This window comes from Pseudomonas sp. PSE1(2024), from assembly GCF_050990555.1.
GTDB classification, from domain to species: domain Bacteria; phylum Pseudomonadota; class Gammaproteobacteria; order Pseudomonadales; family Pseudomonadaceae; genus Aquipseudomonas; species Aquipseudomonas aphyarum.
The window spans coordinates 519549-540573 of the sequence record NZ_CP158967.1 but is presented as its reverse complement, the minus strand read 5'-3'; the positions used below and the strand labels follow the sequence as shown (position 1 = coordinate 540573).

Sequence of the window (21025 nt, the reverse complement as noted above, 5' to 3'; positions counted from 1 at the left end):
TTAATGAACCTCGACCACAGAGCCCTGCAAACGCTGCAAGGCATCGTTGACCGCGTCCGGCATCAGCTGGCGCAGACAGTTGTAATGGCCGAAACGGCAAGTGCGGTCGAAGCAAGGGCTGCAATCGAGGCCCAGACGGACGATTTCCACATGCTCGGCCAGCGGCGGGGTGAAACCCGGCGAGGTCGAACCGTAGACCGCCACCAACGGACGATTCAGCGCGGCGGCCACGTGCATCAGGCCGGAATCGTTGGAGACCACCGAGTCGGCGCAGGACATCAGGTCGATGGCCTCGGCCAGCGAAGTGCCGCCGCTGAGGTTCACTGACTCTTCGCGCAGGCCCGGAATCAGCCGCGCGCGAATGTCTTCGCCGACCGCGTGATCGTTCTTCGAGCCGAACAGCCAGACCTGCCAGCCTTCGCGGATACGCGCCTCGGCGACCTTGGCGTAATGCTCGGACGGCCAGCGTTTGGCTTCACCGAATTCGGCGCCGGGGCACAACACCAGCACCGGACGGTCGAGGGTCAGACCGAACTTGGCCAATGCGGCCTCGCGGGTCACCGGATCGATTTGCAGACTCGGGCGCGGATAAGGTTTCGGCAGCTCGGCGTTCGGCTCGTAGGCCAACGCCATGAAACGCTCGATCATCAGTGGATAACGTTCTTTATCCAGCGTGCGCACGTCATTGAGCAGGCCGTAGCGGAATTCGCCGCGCCAGCCGGTGCGTTTCGGGATGCCGGCGAAGAACGGCACCAGCGCCGACTTCAGCGAGTTCGGCAGCAGGATCGCCTGGTCGTACTGGCCGGCCAGGGATTTGCCGATCCGCCGACGGGTCGCCAGCTCCAGCGCGCCGTGGCCGAGCGGGAAGCTCAAGGCCTTGCGCACTTCGGGCATGCGTTCGAGGATCGGCCGGCTCCACTCGGGGGCCAGCACGTCGATTTCGCACTGCGGGTGGCGCTGCTTGAGACACTGAAACAGTGTCTGCGCCATCACCATGTCACCGACCCAACTGGGCCCAACGATCAGAATATTCATGTGGTTTCCATAAACGAACCGGGGAGGCTTTACGCCTCCCCGTCTCGAGAATCAGCTTAGCCCCAGCTCACGCCAGATCCGCATCACCTGCCGCCGTTCGTCTGCGAACTGATCGCCCGGTATCACCCCGGCGTCCTTCTGCAAGGCCTGCCGGTGGGCGGCGGAACGATAGGCCTTGTAGGCCTCACGCAACAGGCTGGCGTCTTCGGCAGGCATCAGCCCTTCGTGCTCCAGCTCTTCCAGAATGCGGATATTGTCCGTCCAGCGCAGCAACGGCGGGTGGGTTTGCGACCACGCCAGAGCCGCGTATTGCACCATAAATTCAATATCGACGATACCTCCGGCGTCCTGCTTGAGGTCGAACGGCGCCGTGGCCTCGAAGGCATTCGCCCCGGTACCGGCGGCGGTGCTCTTGCTGCCGAGGTTGTCGCGCATCTTGGCGCGCATCTCACTCACTTCCTGTTGCAGTTTCGCCAGATCCCGCGCCTTGCCCAGCACCTGGGCCCGGACGTTCTCGAACGCCTGGCCGACATCCTTGCTGCCCACCAGCACCCGCGCCCGCACCAGCGCCTGATGTTCCCAGGTCCAGGCTTCATTTTCCTGATAGCGCGCAAACGCGCCGAGCGAACTGACCAACAGCCCGGACGCCCCGGACGGACGCAGGCGCATGTCCACTTCGTACAGCTGACCGGAGTTGGTCTGCGCGGTCAGCAAGTGAATGATCCGCTGGCCGAGCCGGGTGAAGAACTGCGTGCCATCGATCGGTTTCGGGCCATCGGTTTCGGCCTGCTGGTCGCCATCGTGGATGAACACCAGGTCCAGATCCGAACCATGCCCCAACTCGATCCCGCCGACTTTCCCATAACCGACAATGATGAAGCCGGGATCGCACAGCGTGCCATCGGTGCGCAGCGGCGTGCCGTACTTGGCCACGGTCTGGCGCCAGGCCAGGGCCAGCACTTGTTCCAGAATCGCTTCGGCCAGCCAGGTCAGGTAATCGCTGACTTTCATCAATGGCAGGCTGCCAGCGATTTCCGAGGCGGCGACGCGCAAGCGATGCGCCAGTTTGAAATGGCGCAGCGCTTCCATCTGTTGTTCGAGGTCGTCTTCCGGGATCCGCGTCAGGCGCTCGCGCAACTCGGCGGCCAGTTCCGGCGCCAGCGGCGGCTTGAACAACCGGCCTTCGTTGAGCAGTTCATCGAGCAGCAGCGGGAAACGGGTGATCTGCTCGGCGATCCACGGACTGGCGGCGCACAGCGTCAGCAAACGCCGCAGCGCGCCGGGGTTTTCCGTCAGCAGCACCAAATAAGCCGAGCGCCGGGCTACCGCTTCGACCAGCGGCAACACCCGCTCAAGCACCAGATCGGGATTTTCATGCTCCACCGCCTGGGCGAGCAGACGCGGAATAAAGGCATCGAGACGCTCGCGCCCCAGACGCTGCATCGCCCGCAACTGCGGGCTGGCACGCAGGCTCGCCAGTGCCTTCAAGGCCTTGGTCGCGTCAGCGAAACCGCCCTCTTCCAACTGGCGACAGGCCGCTTCCTCGTCCTGAGCCTCTTCCCACAGCGGCAGCCATTCACCGCCGACCACCACTTCGCTCTCGACGCCTTCGTCCTCATCGGGATCGGCGATCACTTGCGCAAAGTGCCACGCCACCCGGCCGCGCCAGAACATCAGCTTCTCGTGGAATGCCTCCCAGTCGTGGAAACCGAGCATGAATGCGATACGCGCCTGATCCTGAGCGCTGTCCGGCAGCATCTGGGTCTGGCGGTCGGCAATCGCCTGAATCGCGTGTTCGGTGTAACGCAGGAACTCGTAACCTTCGCGCAGTTCGCTGATCACCGCCGGCGGCAGATAGCCCTGCCCTTCGAGCGTGCTCAACACCTTTAATAGAGGGCGCTGTTGCAGACTCAGGTCGCGACCGCCGTGAATCAGTTGAAAGGCTTGGGCGATGAACTCGACTTCGCGGATACCGCCCGAGCCCAGCTTGATGTTGTCGGCCATGCCTTTGCGTCGCACTTCCTGCTGGATCAACTGCTTCATGGTGCGCAGTGCTTCGATCGCCGAGAAGTCCAGATAGCGCCGGTAAACGAACGGCCGCAGCATTTCCTGCAACTGCTCGCCCGCCACCTGATCGCCGGCCACCACCCGCGATTTGATCATCGCGTAGCGTTCCCAGTCGCGGCCCTGATCCTGGTAATACTGCTCCAGCGCATTGAAGCTCAGCACCAGCGCGCCGGACGAGCCGTACGGGCGCAGGCGCATGTCGACGCGGAACACGAAGCCGTCGACGGTGATAGGGTCGAGGGCCTTGATCAGGCGCTGGCCGAGGCGGATGAAGAATTCCTGGTTATCCAGCGGGCGCTTCACGCCGACGGTTTCGCCGCCCTCGGGGTAGGCGAAGATCAGGTCGATGTCCGAAGAGAGGTTCAGCTCGACCGCGCCGAGCTTGCCCATGCCGAGGATGACCATTTGCTGCGGTTCGCCGCTGCGCCGGCCGGTCGGCGTGCCGAACTGGTCGCAATGGCGACGGTACAACCATTGATAGGCCTGATCGATGCTGGCGTCGGCCATGTCCGAGAGATCGCGGCAGGTCTGCACCAGATCGGCCTGGCGGTTGAGGTCGCGCCAGATGATGCGAACCTGATGCCGGGTGCGCTGACGACGCAGGGCCCGGCCCAGTTCATCTTCGGTCTGGGCGAGGCTGACGGCGGCGGCGATCTGCCCGCACAACTCACCTTTGGCGAACGGCCGGTCCAGTTCGCCGGACTGCACCAGCGACAACAACATCAAAGGGTCACGAACGCTCTGTTCAATGACGAAATCGCTGGCGGCGCTGACGCGGGCGAACTGCGCCCAGCGTTCCGGCGTCCAGGACGAGAAGCCGTGATCGTCTTCCAGTTGACCGACGGCCGCACGGAACGACTGCTCCGATCGGCTGACCAACGGCAGGAGAATGGCGGGCAGTTCGGCAAGCGCGGGCAGGGTCATGGTCTATCCTTGATCGGCGTGTAAATGGCCGCTTGTAGTGATGATCGAAAAACCGCTACGCGAAGGACTGTCGAACAAAAGTGAGAAATAGCTGAAATTTCTTTTTCTTTGGCAGCCAGCATCAAACTTTCACCTTTTTCGGATGGCTAAAGACCAACCTTAACGATTATTCTCACAACGCAGTCGGAGGCCACAAGCCTTTCATCTGTAGTTTTACTACTCGTCTATACATTCGAAAGGCTGAAATGCCGGATGATTTGTAGTAAAACTACACGCCGCCGGAACAACCTGTCGGCAATCCAAGAATTTTAAATCGTCTGCCCACAAGGCCAGTCGCAAACTCAGGCAACCGATTCTGGAAGCCTTTCCGCCCTGGAGCAAGCCATGCAAGACCTCGATCCCGTCGAAACCCAGGAATGGCTGGACGCCCTGGAATCGGTTCTCGACAAAGAAGGCGAAGACCGTGCTCACTATCTGATGACCCGTATGGGTGAACTGGCGACCCGCAGCGGTTCGCAGCTCCCTTACGCCATCACCACGCCTTACCGCAACACGATCCCCGTTACCCACGAAGCACGCATGCCTGGCGACCTGTTCATGGAACGCCGCATTCGCTCGCTGGTACGCTGGAACGCGATGGCCATGGTAATGCGTACGAACCTGAAAGATTCTGACCTGGGTGGTCACATCTCCAGCTTCGCTTCCAGTGCGACCCTGTACGACATCGGCTTCAACTACTTCTTCCAGGCCCCGACCGACGAACACGGCGGCGACCTGATCTACTTCCAGGGCCACACCTCGCCAGGCGTTTACGCCCGTGCATTCATGGAAGGCCGCATCACCGAAGACCAGATGAACAACTTCCGCCAGGAAGTCGACGGTCAGGGCCTGTCGTCCTACCCGCACCCTTGGCTGATGCCTGACTTCTGGCAGTTCCCGACCGTTTCGATGGGTCTGGGCCCGATCCAGGCGATCTACCAGGCTCGCTTCATGAAGTACCTGGAACACCGCGGTTTCATCCAGCCGGGCAAACAGAAAGTCTGGTGCTTCCTGGGCGACGGCGAGTGCGACGAGCCGGAATCCCTGGGCGCCATCTCCCTGGCCGGCCGCGAGAAGCTGGACAACCTGATCTTCGTCATCAACTGCAACCTGCAGCGCCTCGACGGCCCGGTTCGCGGCAACGGCAAGATCATCCAGGAACTCGAAGGCGTGTTCCGCGGTGCTCAGTGGAACGTGACCAAAGTCATCTGGGGCCGTTTCTGGGACCCACTGCTGGCCAAGGACGTCGACGGCATCCTGCAACGTCGCATGGACGAAGTCATCGACGGCGAGTACCAGAACTACAAAGCCAAAGACGGCGCGTTCGTTCGTGAACACTTCTTCAACACGCCTGAACTCAAGGCGATGGTTGCTGATCTGTCCGACGACGAGATCTGGAAACTCAACCGTGGCGGCCACGACCCGTACAAGGTCTACGCGGCGTACCACGAAGCGGTCAACCACAAAGAACAACCGACCGTCATCCTGGCCAAGACCATCAAGGGTTACGGTACCGGTGCGGGCGAAGCGAAGAACACCGCGCACAACACCAAGAAAGTCGACGTCGACAGCCTGAAGCTGTTCCGCGACCGCTTCGACATCCCGGTGAAAGACGAAGAGCTGGAAAACCTGCCGTTCTTCAAGCCGGAGCCAAACAGCGCCGAAGCCCGTTACCTGGCCGAGCGCCGCTCTGCACTGGGCGGTTTCGTACCTCAGCGTCGCGCACAGAGCTTCAGCGTACCGACTCCGGATCTGGACACCCTCAAGGCGATCCTTGACGGTTCCGGCGACCGTGAAATTTCCACCACCATGGCGTTCGTGCGAATCCTCGCGCAACTGGTCAAGGACAAGGAAATCGGCCCGCGCATCGTTCCGATCATCCCGGACGAAGCCCGTACCTTCGGTATGGAAGGCATGTTCCGTCAGCTGGGCATCTACTCGTCCGTCGGCCAGCTCTACGAGCCAGTCGATAAAGACCAGGTGATGTTCTACAAGGAAGACCAGAAAGGTCAGATCCTTGAAGAAGGCATCAACGAAGCAGGCGCCATGAGCTCCTTCATCGCTGCCGGTACTTCGTACTCCAGCCACAACCAGCCAATGCTGCCGTTCTACATCTTCTACTCGATGTTCGGCTTCCAGCGTATCGGCGATCTGGCCTGGGCCGCTGGCGACAGCCGCACCCGTGGCTTCCTGATCGGCGGCACCGCCGGCCGTACCACCCTGAACGGTGAAGGCCTGCAGCACGAAGACGGTCACAGCCACCTGCTGGCTGCCACCATCCCGAACTGCCGCACCTACGATCCGACCTACGGCTACGAGCTGGCGGTGATCATTCAGGACGGCATGAAGAAGATGACCGAAGAGCAACAGGACATCTTCTATTACATCACCGTGATGAACGAGTCCTACCAGCAGCCAGCGATGCCGGCCGGTGCCGAAGAAGGCATCAAGAAAGGCATGTACCTGCTGGAAGAAGACACCCGCGATGCGGCGCACCACGTACAGCTGATGGGCTCCGGCACCATCCTGCGTGAAGTCCGTGAAGCGGCGAAGATCCTGCGTGAAGAGTTCAACATCGGCGCCGATGTATGGAGCGTCACCAGCTTCAACGAACTGCGTCGCGACGGCCTGGCCGTAGAGCGCAGCAACCGTCTGAAACCTGGCCAGAAGCCTCAGCGCAGCTACGTCGAAGAATGCCTGAGCGGCCGTAAAGGTCCGGTCATCGCCTCTACCGACTACATGAAACTGTTCGCCGAGCAGATCCGTCAGTGGGTACCGTCCAAGGAATTCAAAGTCCTGGGCACCGACGGTTTCGGCCGCAGCGACAGCCGCAAGAAACTGCGTCATTTCTTCGAAGTCGACCGTCATTTCGTGGTGTTGGCAGCCCTGGAAGCACTGGCTGACCGTGGTGATATCGAACCTAAAGTCGTGGCCGAGGCCATTACCAAGTTCGGCATCGACCCGGAAAAACGCAACCCACTAGACTGCTGAGGAGAAACTCTGTGAGCGAACTCATTCGCGTACCTGACATCGGCAGCGGTGAAGGTGAAGTAATCGAACTGTTTGTGAAGGTCGGCGACCGTATCGAAGCCGACCAGAGCATCCTGACTCTGGAATCGGACAAGGCCAGCATGGAAGTGCCGGCCCCGAAAGCCGGCGTCATCAAGAGCCTGAAAGTGAAGCTGGGCGATCGCCTGAAAGAAGGCGACGAACTGCTGGAACTGGAAGTCGAGGGCGCCGCAGCTGCGGCCCCTGCTCCGGCTGCTGCTCCTGCCGCCAAGGCCGAAGCTGCACCGGCTGCCGCTCCTGCACCGGCTGCACCAGCTGCTGCCCCTGCTGCCGCTTCGGTTCAGCAAGTGCACGTGCCGGACATCGGTTCGTCGGGCAAGGCCCAGATCATCGAGATCCAGGTCAAGGTCGGCGACACCGTCGAGGCTGATCAGTCGCTGATCACCCTGGAATCCGACAAGGCGAGCATGGAAATCCCGTCGCCTGCCGCTGGCGTGGTCAAGGCCATCAGCGTCAAGTTGAACGACGAAGTCGGCACTGGCGACCTGATCCTGGATCTGGAAGTGGCGGGTGCTGCGGCCCCTGCTGCGGCCGCTCCGGCCCAGGCTGCTGCTCCGGCCGCTGCCGCTGCTCCGGCGCCTGCCGCTGCTCCGGCCGCACCGGTTGCCGACAGCGTTCAGGACATCCACGTTCCGGACATCGGTTCGGCCGGCAAGGCCAAGATCATCGAAGTGCTGGTCAAGGCTGGCGACAGCGTTGAAGCCGACCAGTCGCTGATCACTCTGGAATCCGACAAGGCGAGCATGGAAATCCCGTCGCCTGCCGCTGGCGTGGTGGAAAGCGTTTCCATCAAGCTGGATGACGAAGTCGGCACCGGCGACCTGATCCTCAAGCTGAAAGTCAAAGGCGCCGCTCCGGCTGCTGCCCCGGCTCCAGCTGCCGCTGCTGCTCCGAGCGCTCCGGCACCAGCCGCTGCTGCTCCGGCTGCCGCTGCACCTGCTGCTGCCGCTCCAGTTGCTGCTCCAGCCAAGCCGGGCGCCAAGGTTCACGCCGGCCCTGCCGTGCGTCAACTGGCTCGAGAGTTCGGCGTCGAGCTGAGCGCTGTCGGCGCCAGCGGTCCGCACGGTCGCATCCTGAAAGAAGACGTGCAGGTTTACGTCAAAGCCATGATGCAGAAGGCCAAGGAAGCACCGGCCGCTGCTGCTGGCGCAACCGGTGGCGCGGGCATCCCGCCGATTCCGGTCGTCGACTTCAGCCGTTTCGGCGAAATCGAAGAAGTGCCGATGACCCGCCTGATGCAGGTCGGCGCCGCCAACCTGCACCGCAGCTGGCTGAACGTGCCGCACGTAACGCAATTCGACTCGGCGGATATCACCGAGCTGGAAGCGTTCCGAACCGCACAGAAAGCTGTCGCAGAGAAGGCCGGCGTGAAGCTGACCATCCTGCCGCTGCTGCTCAAGTCCTGCGCACACCTGCTCAAGGAACTGCCGGACTTCAACAGCTCGCTGGCACCAAGCGGCAAGGCGATCATCCGCAAGAAATACGTGAACATCGGCTTCGCCGTCGACACCCCGGATGGCCTGCTCGTACCGGTCATCAAGAACGTCGACCAGAAGAGCCTGCTGCAACTGGCCGCCGAGGCCGCTTCCCTGGCTGAAAAAGCCCGGACCAAGAAGCTCTCGTCGGACGAGATGCAAGGCGCCTGCTTCACCATTTCCAGCCTCGGCCACATTGGCGGTACCGGCTTCACGCCGATCGTCAACGCGCCGGAAGTGGCGATCCTCGGTGTTTCCAAGGCAACCATCCAGCCAGTCTGGGACGGCAAAGCCTTCCAGCCGAAACTGATGCTGCCTCTGTCGCTGTCCTACGATCACCGTGTGATCAACGGCGCCGCTGCTGCACGCTTCACCAAGCGTCTGAGCGACCTGCTGGCGGACATCCGCACCATCCTGCTGTAAAGCGCTCGGCCCTCCGGCAACGGAGGGCCGACCGTGTTCCACGTTTTCGAGCGCCACACGCTCGTACCTCAACCCCGTCAGTTTGGCGGGGCTTTTTTTTGCCTGAAATAACGTTCGCCTGCACTTTTCCCACAACTTGCGCTGATATAGGCCACGACTTTAGTCCACTTCAAATCGATATTTTTCAGCGACAGGCAACTAACCTTGGCGCATCAAAGTTGCACCGAAAAGCCAGGCAACTTTATCAATCACCAACACTTATTCGAATGGATTCGAACATGCTGAAACCTACTGTCGGCCCGATCGTTGGCCACACAACAACTAATCAGGCGCGAATTTTCATTCGTGGCGGACTGCAACATAACGCTGCCGTATTTGCCGGCATCCGTTACCGGATATTGGATTCGCAACAATGGCAGACGGGCCAGTTTGTAAAACTGGATTCAACCCGCGACATGACTGAAGTGCTGGTGCTCGATCATTTGCAAGCCGACACCGAGTACGAATACCAAACCGGCTGGTTCAGCCCGATGAGTCCCGTCCACACTAACCACAGCGTGGCGGAGCTGCCGCTGCAATGGCCACGGGATATCTATCGCCTGCGCACCCGCAGCAGCCAGCTTTTGCAGCCGCGCGCCTACATCCTTGGTTCCTGTCGCTACCTGCGCATGACCTCCGGCATCCCGGTGCTCCCGCACCTGGGCGACCGGATCTTCGCGTCCATCAGCCAACTGATCGAAGGCGCACAACCGGCGATCAGCGCCATCATGATGTGTGGCGATCAGATCTACGCGGACGATTTGAACCTGTTCGCCCCGGACCGTGACTATGACGACTTCATTGCAAAGTACCGTGCGGCGTTTTCCCTGCCCAATATCCGACGACTGATGTCGGAGACTTCGACTTACATGATTCTGGATGATCATGAAATAGAAGATAACTGGCCAATGAACGCCCACGAGTCCGATGAAACACTGTTTAGCAATGCGATGAAGGCTTACGAACTCTATCAAGCCAGTCATAGCCCTGCTTATTCATCAACAACTAACGGCACAATCGACTGCACTTCACTGAAGCACTACTGGTATCAATTCAGCGACGGCGATATCGAATGGTTTGTGACGGACAGTCGAACTCGCCGCGACTTGTCGAACAACAACCGTCGCATCCTCGATGAACAACAGGAACAGGCCTTGTGCACGTGGCTGGTCGAAAGCACGGCACGGGTCAAGTTCGTGGTCACCAGCGTCATGTTCTACCCCGACCGCAAAATGAACGGCGATGATGCCTGGGCGGGCTTCCCCGAACAGCGCCTGCGCTTGCTGGAAACCATTCGCCAACATCGGCTCAGGAACGTCGTGTTCATTTCCGGCGATGTGCATGGTTCGCTGACCAGTCGCCTGAGCCACAGCGAAGACCCGGACTTTGAAGTACACACCGTCGTGTCTTCACCGCTGAGCAACAGCAAACTGCTGCCCTACGCCACCGCCGCGACCTTCACGCTAGATCAACCGCTGGCGCAGACCGAGGCAGGCGAATACCGGCACGCGCTGACCAGCCAGGTCATCAGCCAGGACAACTTTGCGCACATGGTGGTCGAGGCCGGGCGGATCCAGGTCAACTATCACGACCGGGATGGCAGGCACCTGCAATCCATCGATATTCCGTTGCGATGAATCCAGCGGCACGACCGTTCCGGATGCCCGAAGGCTCTGGAACGGCCATCTCCACGGTTGATAGCATTAGTTTCCGGCAAGTGCTGGAGAAATGTTCACTGCAGCCGACATATTCTTATAGCACTTGGCCTTCATGTCTCTTGTCAGTCGGTGCCGCAATGATGCAACCTTGCCGCAGGCAACAGTAAAGAGGGCGAGAGCCCGGCGCGTTCAGCAAATTTCCAAGCGAGTTCCCTTCATGAAGAGCCAACCCGATGCCGCCAGCCGTATGGTGGCCGAGGTAGTGACGCAGTTGCCTGTGCCCTCGCGGCTCGGCATGCTGCGTTTCGAGCGCCTGAATGAAGCCAGCTGGGCGATGCTGTTTCTCGATCCCAACTGTGAACGCCAGTTCGGCCAGCCTGCCGTCGAACTCTGCGCTTTGGTCGGCTCGCCCTACGCCAGCCTGATGGAGCCCGAAGCGCGCTATCAGTTGCACGACGCGATCCAGCAACAACTCGGCGAAAGCCCGCATTATCTGGTGCGCTACACCCTGCACACCGCCGCCGGCGCGCTGAGCATTCTTGAACTCGGCGAAGCCTACAGACAGCACAACCGCCACTTGCTGCGCGGTTACCTGCTGGCGGTCGACAACGTGTTCGACGAAGCACCGACGCTGCCGTCAGTCGACCTGGAAACCCAGAATTCACGCCTGCAAATCGCCCTTGAGCTCAATCAGCGTGCCCAGCAGGAACAACTGCAGCATCTGGAGCGGGTGCGCGCCCAGCAGGACCTGATCCTGCTGCTGGCCCGCCAGCGCTACAGCAGCCAGAACTCCCTGCAAGAAGCCGCCGAACTGATTACCCGTTGCGCCTGCGATATCTATGAAATCGACTGCGCCAGCCTGTGGAATCTCGAAGGCCAGAAACTGGTGCCGATCTCGGCGTACCACCGCGCCACCCAGGAATACATCCTGCCGGACGTGATCGACGTCAGCGGCTTCCCCGATTACATGGAAGCCCTGCACGGCAGCCGCGCCATCGACGCGCACAATGCGATGCGCGACCCGCGTACCCGGGAAATGGCCGAAGCCCTGCGCCCGCGTGACGTCAACGCCATGCTCGACGCCAGCATCCGCGTCGACGGCCAGGTGGTCGGCGTGTTGTGCCTGGAGCAGACCGGCGTCACCCGCGCCTGGCAGTCCGACGAAATCGCCTTTGCCGGTGAACTCGCCGACCAGTTCGCCCAAGTCATCAACAATCACAACCGCCGCACTGCCACCAGCGCGCTGCACCTGTTCCAGCGCGCGGTCGAGCAGAGTGCCAACGCCTTTTTGCTGGTCAACTGCGACGGCGTGGTCGAGTACGTCAACCCGAGCTTCACCGCGATCACCCAGTACACCACCGAGGAAGTCCACGGCCAGCGCCTGTCGGAGTTGCCAGCCCTGGAAAACTTAAGCGAGCTGCTGTTCGACGCGCCCTCGGCGCTGGCCAAGAGCAACAGCTGGCAGGGCGAGTTCAAGAGCCGCCGCAAGAACCTCGAACCCTACTGGGGTCAGTTGTCGATCTCCAAGGTCTATGGCGACAACCGTGAGCTGACGCATTACATTGGCATCTACGAAGACATCACCCAGACCAAACTGGCGCAGCAGCGCATCGAGCGCCTGGCCTACACCGACAACCTGACCAACCTCGGCAATCGGCCTGCATTTATCCGCAACCTGGATGAACGCTTCGCCCGAGATAGCGATACCCCGATCAGTCTGCTGCTGGTGGACATCGACAACTTCAAACGGATCAACGACAGCCTCGGCCACCAGACCGGCGACAAACTGTTGATCAGCCTGGCCCGGCGCCTGCGCAACAGCCTCAGCCCGAGCGGCAGCCTGGCGCGGTTCGCCAGTAATGAATTCGCGGTGTTGCTCGACAACACCGACCTCGAAGCCGGCCAACAGATCGCCAGCCAGCTGCTGATGACCCTCGACAAACCGATGTTCGTCGACAACCAGTTGATCAGCGTCACCGGCTCCGTGGGCCTGGCCTGCGCGCCGCTGCACGGCCGCGACCCGCAGACCCTGATGCGCAACGCCGGTCTGGCCCTGCACAAGGCCAAGGCCAACGGCAAACATCAGGTCCAGGTGTTCACCGAAGCGCTGAACGCCGAGGCCAGCTACAAACTGTTCGTCGAGAACAACCTGCGCCGCGCCCTGACCCAGAACGAACTGGATGTGTTCTACCAGCCGAAGCTGTGCCTGCGCAGCGGTCGCCTGCTCGGCATGGAAGCATTGCTGCGCTGGAACCACCCGGAGCGCGGCATGATCCGCCCGGACCAATTCATCAGCGTCGCCGAGGAAACCGGCCTGATCATTCCGATCGGCAAGTGGATCGCCCGCCAGGCCTGCCGCATGAGCAAGGCGCTGACCGCCGCCGGCATGGGCAATCTGCAAGTGGCGATCAACCTGTCGCCCAAGCAGTTCTCCGACCCGGATCTGGTGGCCTCGATCGCCAACATCCTCAAGGAAGAAGCGCTGCCGGCCAATCTGCTGGAGCTGGAACTGACCGAAGGCCTGCTGCTGGAAGCCACTGAAGACACCCACTTGCAGCTCGACCAGCTCAAGCGTCTGGGCCTGACCCTGGCCATGGACGACTTCGGCACCGGTTACTCGTCGCTCAGTTACCTGAAGAAATTCCCGATCGACATCATCAAGATCGATCGCAGCTTCATCCATGAAATCCCGGACAACCAGGACGACATGGAAATCACCTCCGCCGTGATCGCCATGGCCCACAACCTGAAACTCAAGGTCGTGGCCGAAGGCATCGAGACCGCCGAGCAGCTGGCGTTCCTGCGCCGACACCGCTGCGACGTCGGCCAGGGCTACCTGTTCGACCGGCCGATTCCGGGCGGCGAGCTGATCCAGGCGCTCAAGCGCTACCCGCGCGGCCCGCTCTGCCTGTAAACCCCAAGACAGTACCCGCACATTTTGCCTAGTGATTAACCGGGCATCATTGGGCACACTGGCGGTCAGACTTTTTACATCCCATCCTGACTGAGAGGAACGATCATGGTTCTGCGCTCGGAAATTCTGGTGAACAAAAACGTGCTACCGACAAAAGAACAAGCTCTGCCTGGCCGCGAAACCGCAATGACCCTGCCTGAAAAGCACTTCGTGTTCGAAGACACGCCGCTGCTCGGCCCGTTTTTCGAAGACGTCGATTTCGCGATCTTCGGCCTGGGCTGCTTCTGGGGGGCAGAACGCCGCTTCTGGCAGCGCGAAGGCGTGGTCAGCACCGTGGTCGGCTACGCTGGCGGTTACACGCCGAACCCGACCTACGAAGAAGTCTGCTCGGGCCTGACCGGCCACGCTGAAGTGGTGCTGGTGGTGTATGACAAGGCCAAGGTCAGCTACGAAGAGCTGCTGGCGATGTTCTGGGAACTGCACAACCCGACGCAGGGCATGCGCCAGGGCAATGACATCGGCACTCAGTACCGCTCGGTGATTTACGCGACCCATCCGGAGCAACTGGATGCGGCGCTGAAGAGCAAGGCTGTCTATCAGGCTGAGCTGTCGAAGGCGGGTCTGGGTGAAATCAGTACCGAAATCGAACAGGCACCGACCGTTTACTTCGCCGAGACTTATCACCAGCAGTATCTGGCGAAAAATCCGGAAGGCTACTGCGGGATTGGCGGCACTGGCGTTTGCATGCCACCAAGCCTGGCGGGTAACTGACCGCGTCGTCTGACCGCGACCACTGATCGTTCCCACGCTCCGCGTGGGAATGCAGCCCGGGACGCAGAGCGTCCCAACAGCGGACGCAGAGCGTCCATTGAGGCATTCCCACGCTGACGGTTCGACGCCTCGACGTGGGAACGATCATTGACGGTTGATCAGCTCTCGGCGATCAACCAATCCATCTGCCACCCACCCTGGGTCTGCCCAAGTTTCTTGGACAGCCACGGCAGCAGCTCACGCAATTCTTCCTCCAGCCCCCACGGCGGATTGGCAATCGCCAGGCCAGAGCCGTTCAGGCTGTTCGGCGTGTCCAGCGGATGCACCAGCAGCTCGACCCGCAGCAACTTCGGCGCACCGGTGCCGGCCAGATCCTGATAGAAACGACGCAGCGCACGCTGATCCTTCACCGGATACCATATCGCCGCCACGGTCTGACGCATCCGGCCGATGGCCTCTTTCATCGACGCCGCACAGCGCTGCATTTCATCGAGCTGTTCGAACGGCGGATCAATCAGCATCACCGCGCGTTTCTCCTGCACCGGCAACATCGCACGGGCCACATGCCAGCCCTCGCCCAGATGCACTTTCACCCGACGATCACCGGCCATGTTGTCCTTGAGCAGGACGCCGTCTTCGGGGTGCTTTTCGTTGAGCATCACCCGATCCTGCGGCCGGGTCAGACGCCGCGCCAGCTCCGGCGAGCCCGGGTAATAGCGCAACTGGCCATCCGGGTTCATCTCGTGCAGCACTTTCATGTAGTCCGCGGTCAGCGCGGGCAGATCCGGCTGATCCCACAAGCGCGCGATGCCTTCCAGGTACTCGCCGGTACGGTTGGCCTGATCGCCCTGCAGGTCATACAGACCGATGCCGGCGTGGCTGTCGAGATAGGCAAACGGCTGCTCCTTGCGCGACATCAGGGCGATGAGGCGGGTCAAGGTCAGGTGTTTGAACACATCGGCGTGATTGCCGGCATGGAAGGCGTGACGATAATTCATGGCTGCTCCTGCGAGGGCCGTGAAGTTTACCTTTTACCGGGCGGCAAGTCAGGGGCTCGCAGCTGAGTGGCGTGCCGCTGCACTAATGATCGTTCCCACGCCCTGCGTGGGAATGCAGCCCGTGACGCTCCGCGTCGCATGGGGTATCAGCCACAATTGCGGTGGACGCCTGGAACGCGGAGCGTCCCTGGAGGCATTCCCACGCAGACGGTTCGACGTGGGAACGATCGAGTCAGGACGGTATGGCGTGTAGGCGCTTGCCAATCACATCCAGCACATCACAGCCGTCACGCAATGGAATAACGCAGAGCTGGGCGAAGTCGCTGAGGATGACCGAGTCGCACTCGACCGAGCCGCGCATGCACATGTTTTCCAGGACCTAGATGACGGCGCGGATACGGTAGTTGGCGGCGTCCATCAGGACATCGAGCGGGGCGTGGGTGTCGATGAACAACGTGGGCATGTCGTTGCAGTTGCTGGTCAGCGCCATGAGGCGGTTGTTGGGGTGAGGGATGAATGGTTCGTAGGGTGGATCTGGATGAAGCGTGCTCATTGTTTAATCCTCTGGTAGTGAAAGAGGCGCACACCGTTTCCCTCCTACAGGATTGGGTGGCAGCCATGCGCGGGGTAGGAGGACTGAGACCAGAGCACTCAGCCACGCCGAAGCGTGCCCGCGCATAACCGCCGCAAAGGATCTTACGGTCGAGCGAAGACTGCCGCAAATCGGGCAACGACGCTTATGCACTGCTCTGAAATCAGGGCTCCTACGCCCTGCCTCCACACTTGCGGAGACAACCAAAGACTATCCCCGCACCACCGCGCCCACCAGTTCACGCAAACCGCCGCAACTCGCAGGAAACGTCCGAAGCCTTTGCCCGGAAATTTCACTCTGACTCGTCCCGCAAGTAGTCCAGCAATGCCGAAGCCGACGATTCGTCCGACGCCGAAACTTCGAAAAACCTGACAACCTTGCAGCGCAAGACATCGGTAGGGAATGCTTCGAACAACGCCGGTTGCTCCTCGCTCAACCACTGCAAGGCATTCTTGATCCGGGCATCACCGCCGAATTGCGCAAGCAGCTTTTGCGGCACCGACCACCAAGGAAACTCCCGCCCCGAGCCCCTCGCCCTGCCCCCGATCTCGACGACCTGACCGTTGATCAATCCTCGCGTGAGGACCGGCAGCAATTGGCCGGCATCCACTTCGAACGACTCAAGGATCGGCAACAAAAACCGCCCATCCCAAAACCGGAAGAACACCGCTTTCCCGTCCGGCATCAGCACCTGGGTCAAACTGCGAAAGTGCTCGACCACCGCCTCAAACCCTGCCGAAGAAACCGCCAGCCAACCCCAGTCACGAGACTCCGTGGTCGCCACCCAATCCAGAAACTCACTGCCTACGTCGACGATTCCCACGTAGGGCATCACCGCATCCCACTCGGCATAGATCGTTTCCGCCCAGACCGGTTTCGGCATCTGCGCTTTCAGCGGCCAAGCCTTCAGCGGATCCACCGCACTGGCGCTACTGAAAATCGCGAACACCTGCTCCGACGGCTTCAGCGGCACATCCTTCAACCATTGATCAGGCTGCACAGACACCGTCCTTGCAGCGCTCGCATTCTTCGCAGAACGGTGCGTCTCCTTTAAGGCTCATGATTTGCGCGGCAGTCAGAATCGCAGCCGGTGCAGCCACCAGTTTCTCCGGCAACCCCGGCACGGTCGGCGCCGCGCTCATCGCCGCCATCGGCGCGCCACCCACCACAATCGGCACGCTGCTGAAGATCCCGCCGGGGCCGATGTTGATCCACTGCCCGCCGGCCTGGATCGTCGCGCTCGCCCCGCCGTCGATCACCACCTGCTGGCCGGCGCTGACGTGAAATTGCGCATTGGCGCTGAACGTCTGGTTGTTCACGCGGATATTACGGTCGCCGGTCACAGTGAGGTGGTCGTCCTGCTTCACTTCGGTCTGACGCTGGCCGTGGGTGATGCGCTGCTCATCGGCCTTCAATTCATGCTTGGCGAGACCAGTCACGACAACACTGCGCTGGTTATCCACCTGTACCTGTTGATCATTCAGTACATGCTGCGTCCAGTTTCGCTGGGCGCGCAGGTAGATTTCCTCGGCGCCTTTGCGATCTTCGATACGCAATTCGTTGTAGCCCCCGCCGCCGGGACTACTCTGGCTGCGGAAAATACTGCGGGTCTTGTCGGCCGGCAGATCCAGCGGCACCGGCGTGGCGGCGTTCGGCAGGCACCCCATGACCAGAGGCTTGTCGGCATCCGAATCGATAAACCCCACCAGCACTTCCATGCCGACCCGTGGTATCAGCACGCTGCCATAACGGTCATGGGCCCAACCGCTTGCGACCCGCAACCAACAACTGGAATGCTCGTTGAGTTCGCCGTCGCGGTCCCAGGCCAGTTGCACCTTGACCCGGCCGTACTCGTCGCAATGGATTTCACTGTCTTGCGGGCCGGTGACTACGGCTGGCTGATAACCAAGCATCCGTGGTTTTTCCGGGCCCATCGGCGGGCGGAAGAATACGTCCCACGGCGTGGCAAGAAAGGTATTACGGTAACCCTGGAATTCATCACCGTCGCTGGTCACCGATTCCTCCAGCACTTGCGGCTGTCGGCCATGGTGCTCGAGAGAGGTCAGCAGCCAGAGGTCATTCAAATCCTGGCGCGGATGCTCGGCCAGTTGCAGGAAATGTCCGCTGACCAAGGCAGATTGATCGCTGCGACCCTCGGCCTGACGGTAGTCGGCGACATGCCGCTCAAGGGTGCGCTGGGCCAGTTGCTTGCCGGTTTCGCGCTCGGTGAACTGGCCGGGAAAGTGGTAATCCTCCAGCACCGGGCGCTGTTCGCTTTCGGCGCGACTTTGCAGCGCCAGCCGGGGTTTGCTGAAGTCGTAATCACGTCGGGTGACCACGCTGGTGCGGGTTTCCACCCGAACGGTGAAGCGCTTGATCGCCGGTGCAGCCGCAGCCATGCCGCTGCCCGGCAGGTACAGCGTCGGCTCGGCCAGACGCGGGAACACCGTTTGATCGTCACCGAACACCAACAGATGCCCGTCCGGGCTGTGCTGAAAGTGGAAGTGAATGCCGACTTCGGCACACAGCCGCTGGATGAACGCCAGATCGCTCTCGGCGTACTGCACGCAGTATTCACGCGGCGGGTAATCGCTGCCGAGGCGAAATTCGAAGGCGTCGCGCAGGATCGCGTGATCCTTGAGGATCTGCGTCACGATCTGCGGAACGCTTTGGTGCTGGAAAATTCGCTGGTTGATCCGATGACCAAGGTAGGCCAGACGCGGAACGAGGCTGACGTGATAGCGGGTCAGACGCTTGCCGGAATCCCCCTGCCCGACCCGATAGATCTGACCGTGAATACCGGAACCGTCTTCATCAAAACTCAGAAACGCCTGACAGTGCAGCAGGCTTTCCAGATCCAGATCCGGCCGTTCACTGACCAGCTCCAGGTCAAAGCGAAAGGGTTGGCTGATGGCTTCCTTGCCCGTGAACTCAAGGACTTTGAGGTCAAACTGGGCGCCTTCGACGGTCAACGTGAAACGCGGTTGATTGGCAGGCGCGAACATCCGATGTCTCTCTGCAGATTGAGGGCGGGCGATTCTGCATGAGGGGCAAGGGGTGCAGGATGGGTGACTGAAAAATCAGATTTCCCCTACTTGAAATTTCGATCTGCCCTTCAAAAATCGGCGCATTCGACTACAGACTTTTCCTTCAGAAAAATCGCAGGCAATAAAAAACGGCCCGCTTCCTGTAGGACGCGGGCCGTTTTCTTGTGAGCCTCAGCTCATTTCCATCACTTGTTCAGATGGAAATCTTTCTCGGCCGCTTCAAAACGCTGAACCATGCCGGCGCTCGGCTGGCCCATCAGGCTGACGAAGTAGATCGCCAGGCTGGCGAAGATGAAGCCCGGGATGATTTCGTACAGACCCAGCAGTTCGAAATGCTTCCACACGATCACGGTGATCGCGCCGACCAGGATGCCGGCCAGTGCGCCGTCACGGGTCATTTTCTTCCAGATCACCGAGATCAGCACGACCGGACCGAAGGCTGCTCCGAAACCGGCCCAGGCGTAGGACACCAGACCCAGCACGCGGTTGTCCGGGTTGGCAGCCATCGCGATAGCGATCAGTGCAACCAGCAACACCATGGCACGACCGACCCATACCAGCTCGACTTGCGAAGCGGATTTACGCAGGAAAGTCTTGTAGAAGTCTTCGGTCAGGGCGCTCGAGCACACCAGCAACTGGCAGCTCAGGGTGCTCATTACCGCCGCCAGAATGGCTGACAGCAGCACACCGGCGATCCACGGGTTGAACAGCAGCTTGGCCAGTTCGATGAACACACGCTCGTGGTTCTCGGTCACTGGACCCGCGACTTCCGGGTGCGCCGAGAAGTAAGCAATACCGAAGAAGCCCACGGCCACGGTGCCGCCCAGGCACAGGATCATCCAGGTCATGGAGATGCGACGGGCATTGGCGATGGATTTCACCGAGTCGGCGGCCATGAAGCGCGCAAGGATGTGCGGCTGGCCGAAGTAGCCCAGGCCCCAGCCCATCAGCGAAATGATGCCGATGAAGGTGGTGTTTTTCAGCATGTCGAAGTTGCTTGGATCTTGCGCTTCGATGGCCAGGAACGTGGTATCGACGCCGCCGGTGGCCAGCAGCACGATGATCGGCGTCAGCAGCAGGGCGAAGATCATCAGGGTGGCTTGTACGGTGTCGGTCCAGCTCACCGCGAGGAAACCGCCGACAAAGGTGTAGGCAATCGTCGCTGCAGCACCGGCCCACAGCGCAGTCTCGTAGGACATGCCGAAGGTGCTTTCGAACAGACGGGCACCGGCAACGATGCCGGAAGCGCAATAAATGGTGAAGAACACCAGAATCACTACCGCCGAAATGATGCGCAGCAGACCGCTTTTGTCTTCAAAACGGCTGGCGAAGTAGTCCGGCAGGGTCAGCGCATCGCCGTTGTGCTCGGTTTGAACACGCAGACGGCCGGCGACGAACAGCCAGTTCAGGTAGGCACCGACGATCAGGCCGATGGCGATCCAGCTTTCGGACAGGCCGGACATATAGATGGCACCCGGCAGGCCCATCAGCAACCAGCCGCTCATGTCGGAAGCGCCGGCGGACAATGCGGTCACCACGCTGCCCAGGCTGCGGCCGCCCAGAATATAGTCGGAAAGGTTATTGGTGGAGCGATAGGCCATGAAGCCGATCAGCACCATTGCTGCGATGTAGATCACGAACGTGATCAGGGTTGGATTGCTTGCGCTCATTACGTACGTGCCCTGGCTTTGTTTTTATGTAGCGGCGGCGGTTGCACCGTTTGCAGACCGAGGTCTGACAGACGATTCGCACGGCCGCGCATTTATGACCAATGTTTCCCCAGGAAAGCCATTGGCCGGTACACCGGGTTTTCCCCGGTTGCACCTTGGGCGCGAATCCTATTCAACAAACTAAAACAGGTGCAACCAGTTTCTTGAGAATTAGTTGCACCTAATCGGAATTATCCCGAAAAGGCGGTTTTTTGCTCCCTTTTAGCGCAATCAGGGGCCTTTGCTAGAAGCAAAAGCACCAAGC

Annotated in this window: 11 protein-coding genes and 1 pseudogene; 5 read left to right on the top strand and 7 right to left on the bottom strand. The window is 60.8% G+C overall.

The window, feature by feature from the left end:
* Together waaF and glnE are read right to left on the bottom strand one after the other, a co-directional pair.
* Positions 1 to 1035 carry a lipopolysaccharide heptosyltransferase II gene (waaF, locus tag ABTV87_RS02350; RefSeq protein WP_039766536.1) on the bottom strand — a complete coding sequence of 345 codons (1035 nt, stop codon included), beginning with the start codon at positions 1033 to 1035 and terminating at the stop codon, positions 1 to 3.
* 51 nt (positions 1036 to 1086) lie between these two features.
* Complete coding sequence (glnE, locus tag ABTV87_RS02345) at positions 1087 to 4026, bottom strand: bifunctional [glutamate--ammonia ligase]-adenylyl-L-tyrosine phosphorylase/[glutamate--ammonia-ligase] adenylyltransferase (RefSeq protein WP_085608459.1); 2940 nt, start codon at positions 4024 to 4026, stop codon at positions 1087 to 1089.
* A 384-nt stretch (positions 4027 to 4410) separates the two neighbouring features.
* Here glnE and aceE point away from each other — a divergent pair, with 384 nt between their 5' ends.
* From aceE to msrA, 5 genes are all read left to right on the top strand, one after another.
* Complete coding sequence (aceE, locus tag ABTV87_RS02340; RefSeq protein WP_007952295.1) at positions 4411 to 7056, top strand: pyruvate dehydrogenase (acetyl-transferring), homodimeric type; 2646 nt, start codon at positions 4411 to 4413, stop codon at positions 7054 to 7056.
* An 11-nt stretch (positions 7057 to 7067) separates the two neighbouring features.
* Positions 7068 to 9032, top strand: a complete 1965-nt coding sequence (gene aceF / locus ABTV87_RS02335) for a dihydrolipoyllysine-residue acetyltransferase (RefSeq protein WP_240872119.1) — start codon at positions 7068 to 7070, stop codon at positions 9030 to 9032.
* Positions 9033 to 9310: 278 nt separating this feature from the next.
* Positions 9311 to 10708 carry an alkaline phosphatase D family protein gene (locus ABTV87_RS02330; protein WP_433898931.1) on the top strand — a complete coding sequence of 466 codons (1398 nt, stop codon included), beginning with the start codon at positions 9311 to 9313 and terminating at the stop codon, positions 10706 to 10708.
* A gap of 238 nt (positions 10709 to 10946) precedes the next feature.
* Positions 10947 to 13643, top strand: coding sequence for a putative bifunctional diguanylate cyclase/phosphodiesterase (locus ABTV87_RS02325; RefSeq protein WP_085608456.1), 2697 nt, complete (start codon positions 10947 to 10949; stop codon positions 13641 to 13643).
* 105 nt (positions 13644 to 13748) lie between these two features.
* Positions 13749 to 14414 carry a peptide-methionine (S)-S-oxide reductase MsrA gene (msrA, locus tag ABTV87_RS02320; RefSeq protein ID WP_007952303.1) on the top strand — a complete coding sequence of 222 codons (666 nt, stop codon included), beginning with the start codon at positions 13749 to 13751 and terminating at the stop codon, positions 14412 to 14414.
* Between the two features lie 158 nt (positions 14415 to 14572).
* Here msrA and ABTV87_RS02315 read toward each other — a convergent pair whose 3' ends face one another.
* The 5 genes and pseudogenes from ABTV87_RS02315 to putP all read right to left on the bottom strand — a co-directional run bounded on the left by ABTV87_RS02315 (position 14573) and on the right by putP (position 20721).
* Positions 14573 to 15412 carry a 23S rRNA (adenine(2030)-N(6))-methyltransferase RlmJ gene (locus ABTV87_RS02315; protein ID WP_007952304.1) on the bottom strand — a complete coding sequence of 280 codons (840 nt, stop codon included), beginning with the start codon at positions 15410 to 15412 and terminating at the stop codon, positions 14573 to 14575.
* 232 nt (positions 15413 to 15644) lie between these two features.
* A pseudogene (locus ABTV87_RS02310) lies at positions 15645 to 15965 on the bottom strand (hypothetical protein).
* A gap of 331 nt (positions 15966 to 16296) precedes the next feature.
* The gene (locus tag ABTV87_RS02305) at positions 16297 to 17004 is read right to left on the bottom strand and encodes a DUF4123 domain-containing protein (protein ID WP_433898930.1); all 708 of its coding nucleotides are present in this window, start codon (positions 17002 to 17004) and stop codon (positions 16297 to 16299) included.
* On the bottom strand, positions 16994 to 19009 hold the full coding sequence (locus tag ABTV87_RS02300; RefSeq protein ID WP_433898929.1) for a type VI secretion system tip protein VgrG: 2016 nt from the start codon (positions 19007 to 19009) through the stop codon (positions 16994 to 16996). The genes ABTV87_RS02305 and ABTV87_RS02300 overlap by 11 nt, the downstream gene beginning before the upstream one ends.
* A gap of 227 nt (positions 19010 to 19236) precedes the next feature.
* Positions 19237 to 20721 carry a sodium/proline symporter PutP gene (gene putP / locus ABTV87_RS02295; RefSeq protein ID WP_007952308.1) on the bottom strand — a complete coding sequence of 495 codons (1485 nt, stop codon included), beginning with the start codon at positions 20719 to 20721 and terminating at the stop codon, positions 19237 to 19239.
* Positions 20722 to 21025: the final 304 nt, after the last annotated feature.

Coding starts and splice junctions, on each gene's coding strand:
- ABTV87_RS02315 (WP_007952304.1), bottom strand. CDS start 15,412: ATGAATTATCGTCACGCCTTCCATGCCGGCAATCACGCCGATGTGTTC.
- ABTV87_RS02300 (WP_433898929.1), bottom strand. CDS start 19,009: ATGTTCGCGCCTGCCAATCAACCGCGTTTCACGTTGACCGTCGAAGGC.
- putP (WP_007952308.1), bottom strand. CDS start 20,721: ATGAGCGCAAGCAATCCAACCCTGATCACGTTCGTGATCTACATCGCA.
- aceE (WP_007952295.1), top strand. CDS start 4,411: ATGCAAGACCTCGATCCCGTCGAAACCCAGGAATGGCTGGACGCCCTG.
- ABTV87_RS02325 (WP_085608456.1), top strand. CDS start 10,947: ATGAAGAGCCAACCCGATGCCGCCAGCCGTATGGTGGCCGAGGTAGTG.
- glnE (WP_085608459.1), bottom strand. CDS start 4,026: ATGACCCTGCCCGCGCTTGCCGAACTGCCCGCCATTCTCCTGCCGTTG.
- msrA (WP_007952303.1), top strand. CDS start 13,749: ATGGTTCTGCGCTCGGAAATTCTGGTGAACAAAAACGTGCTACCGACA.
- ABTV87_RS02330 (WP_433898931.1), top strand. CDS start 9,311: ATGCTGAAACCTACTGTCGGCCCGATCGTTGGCCACACAACAACTAAT.
- waaF (WP_039766536.1), bottom strand. CDS start 1,035: ATGAATATTCTGATCGTTGGGCCCAGTTGGGTCGGTGACATGGTGATG.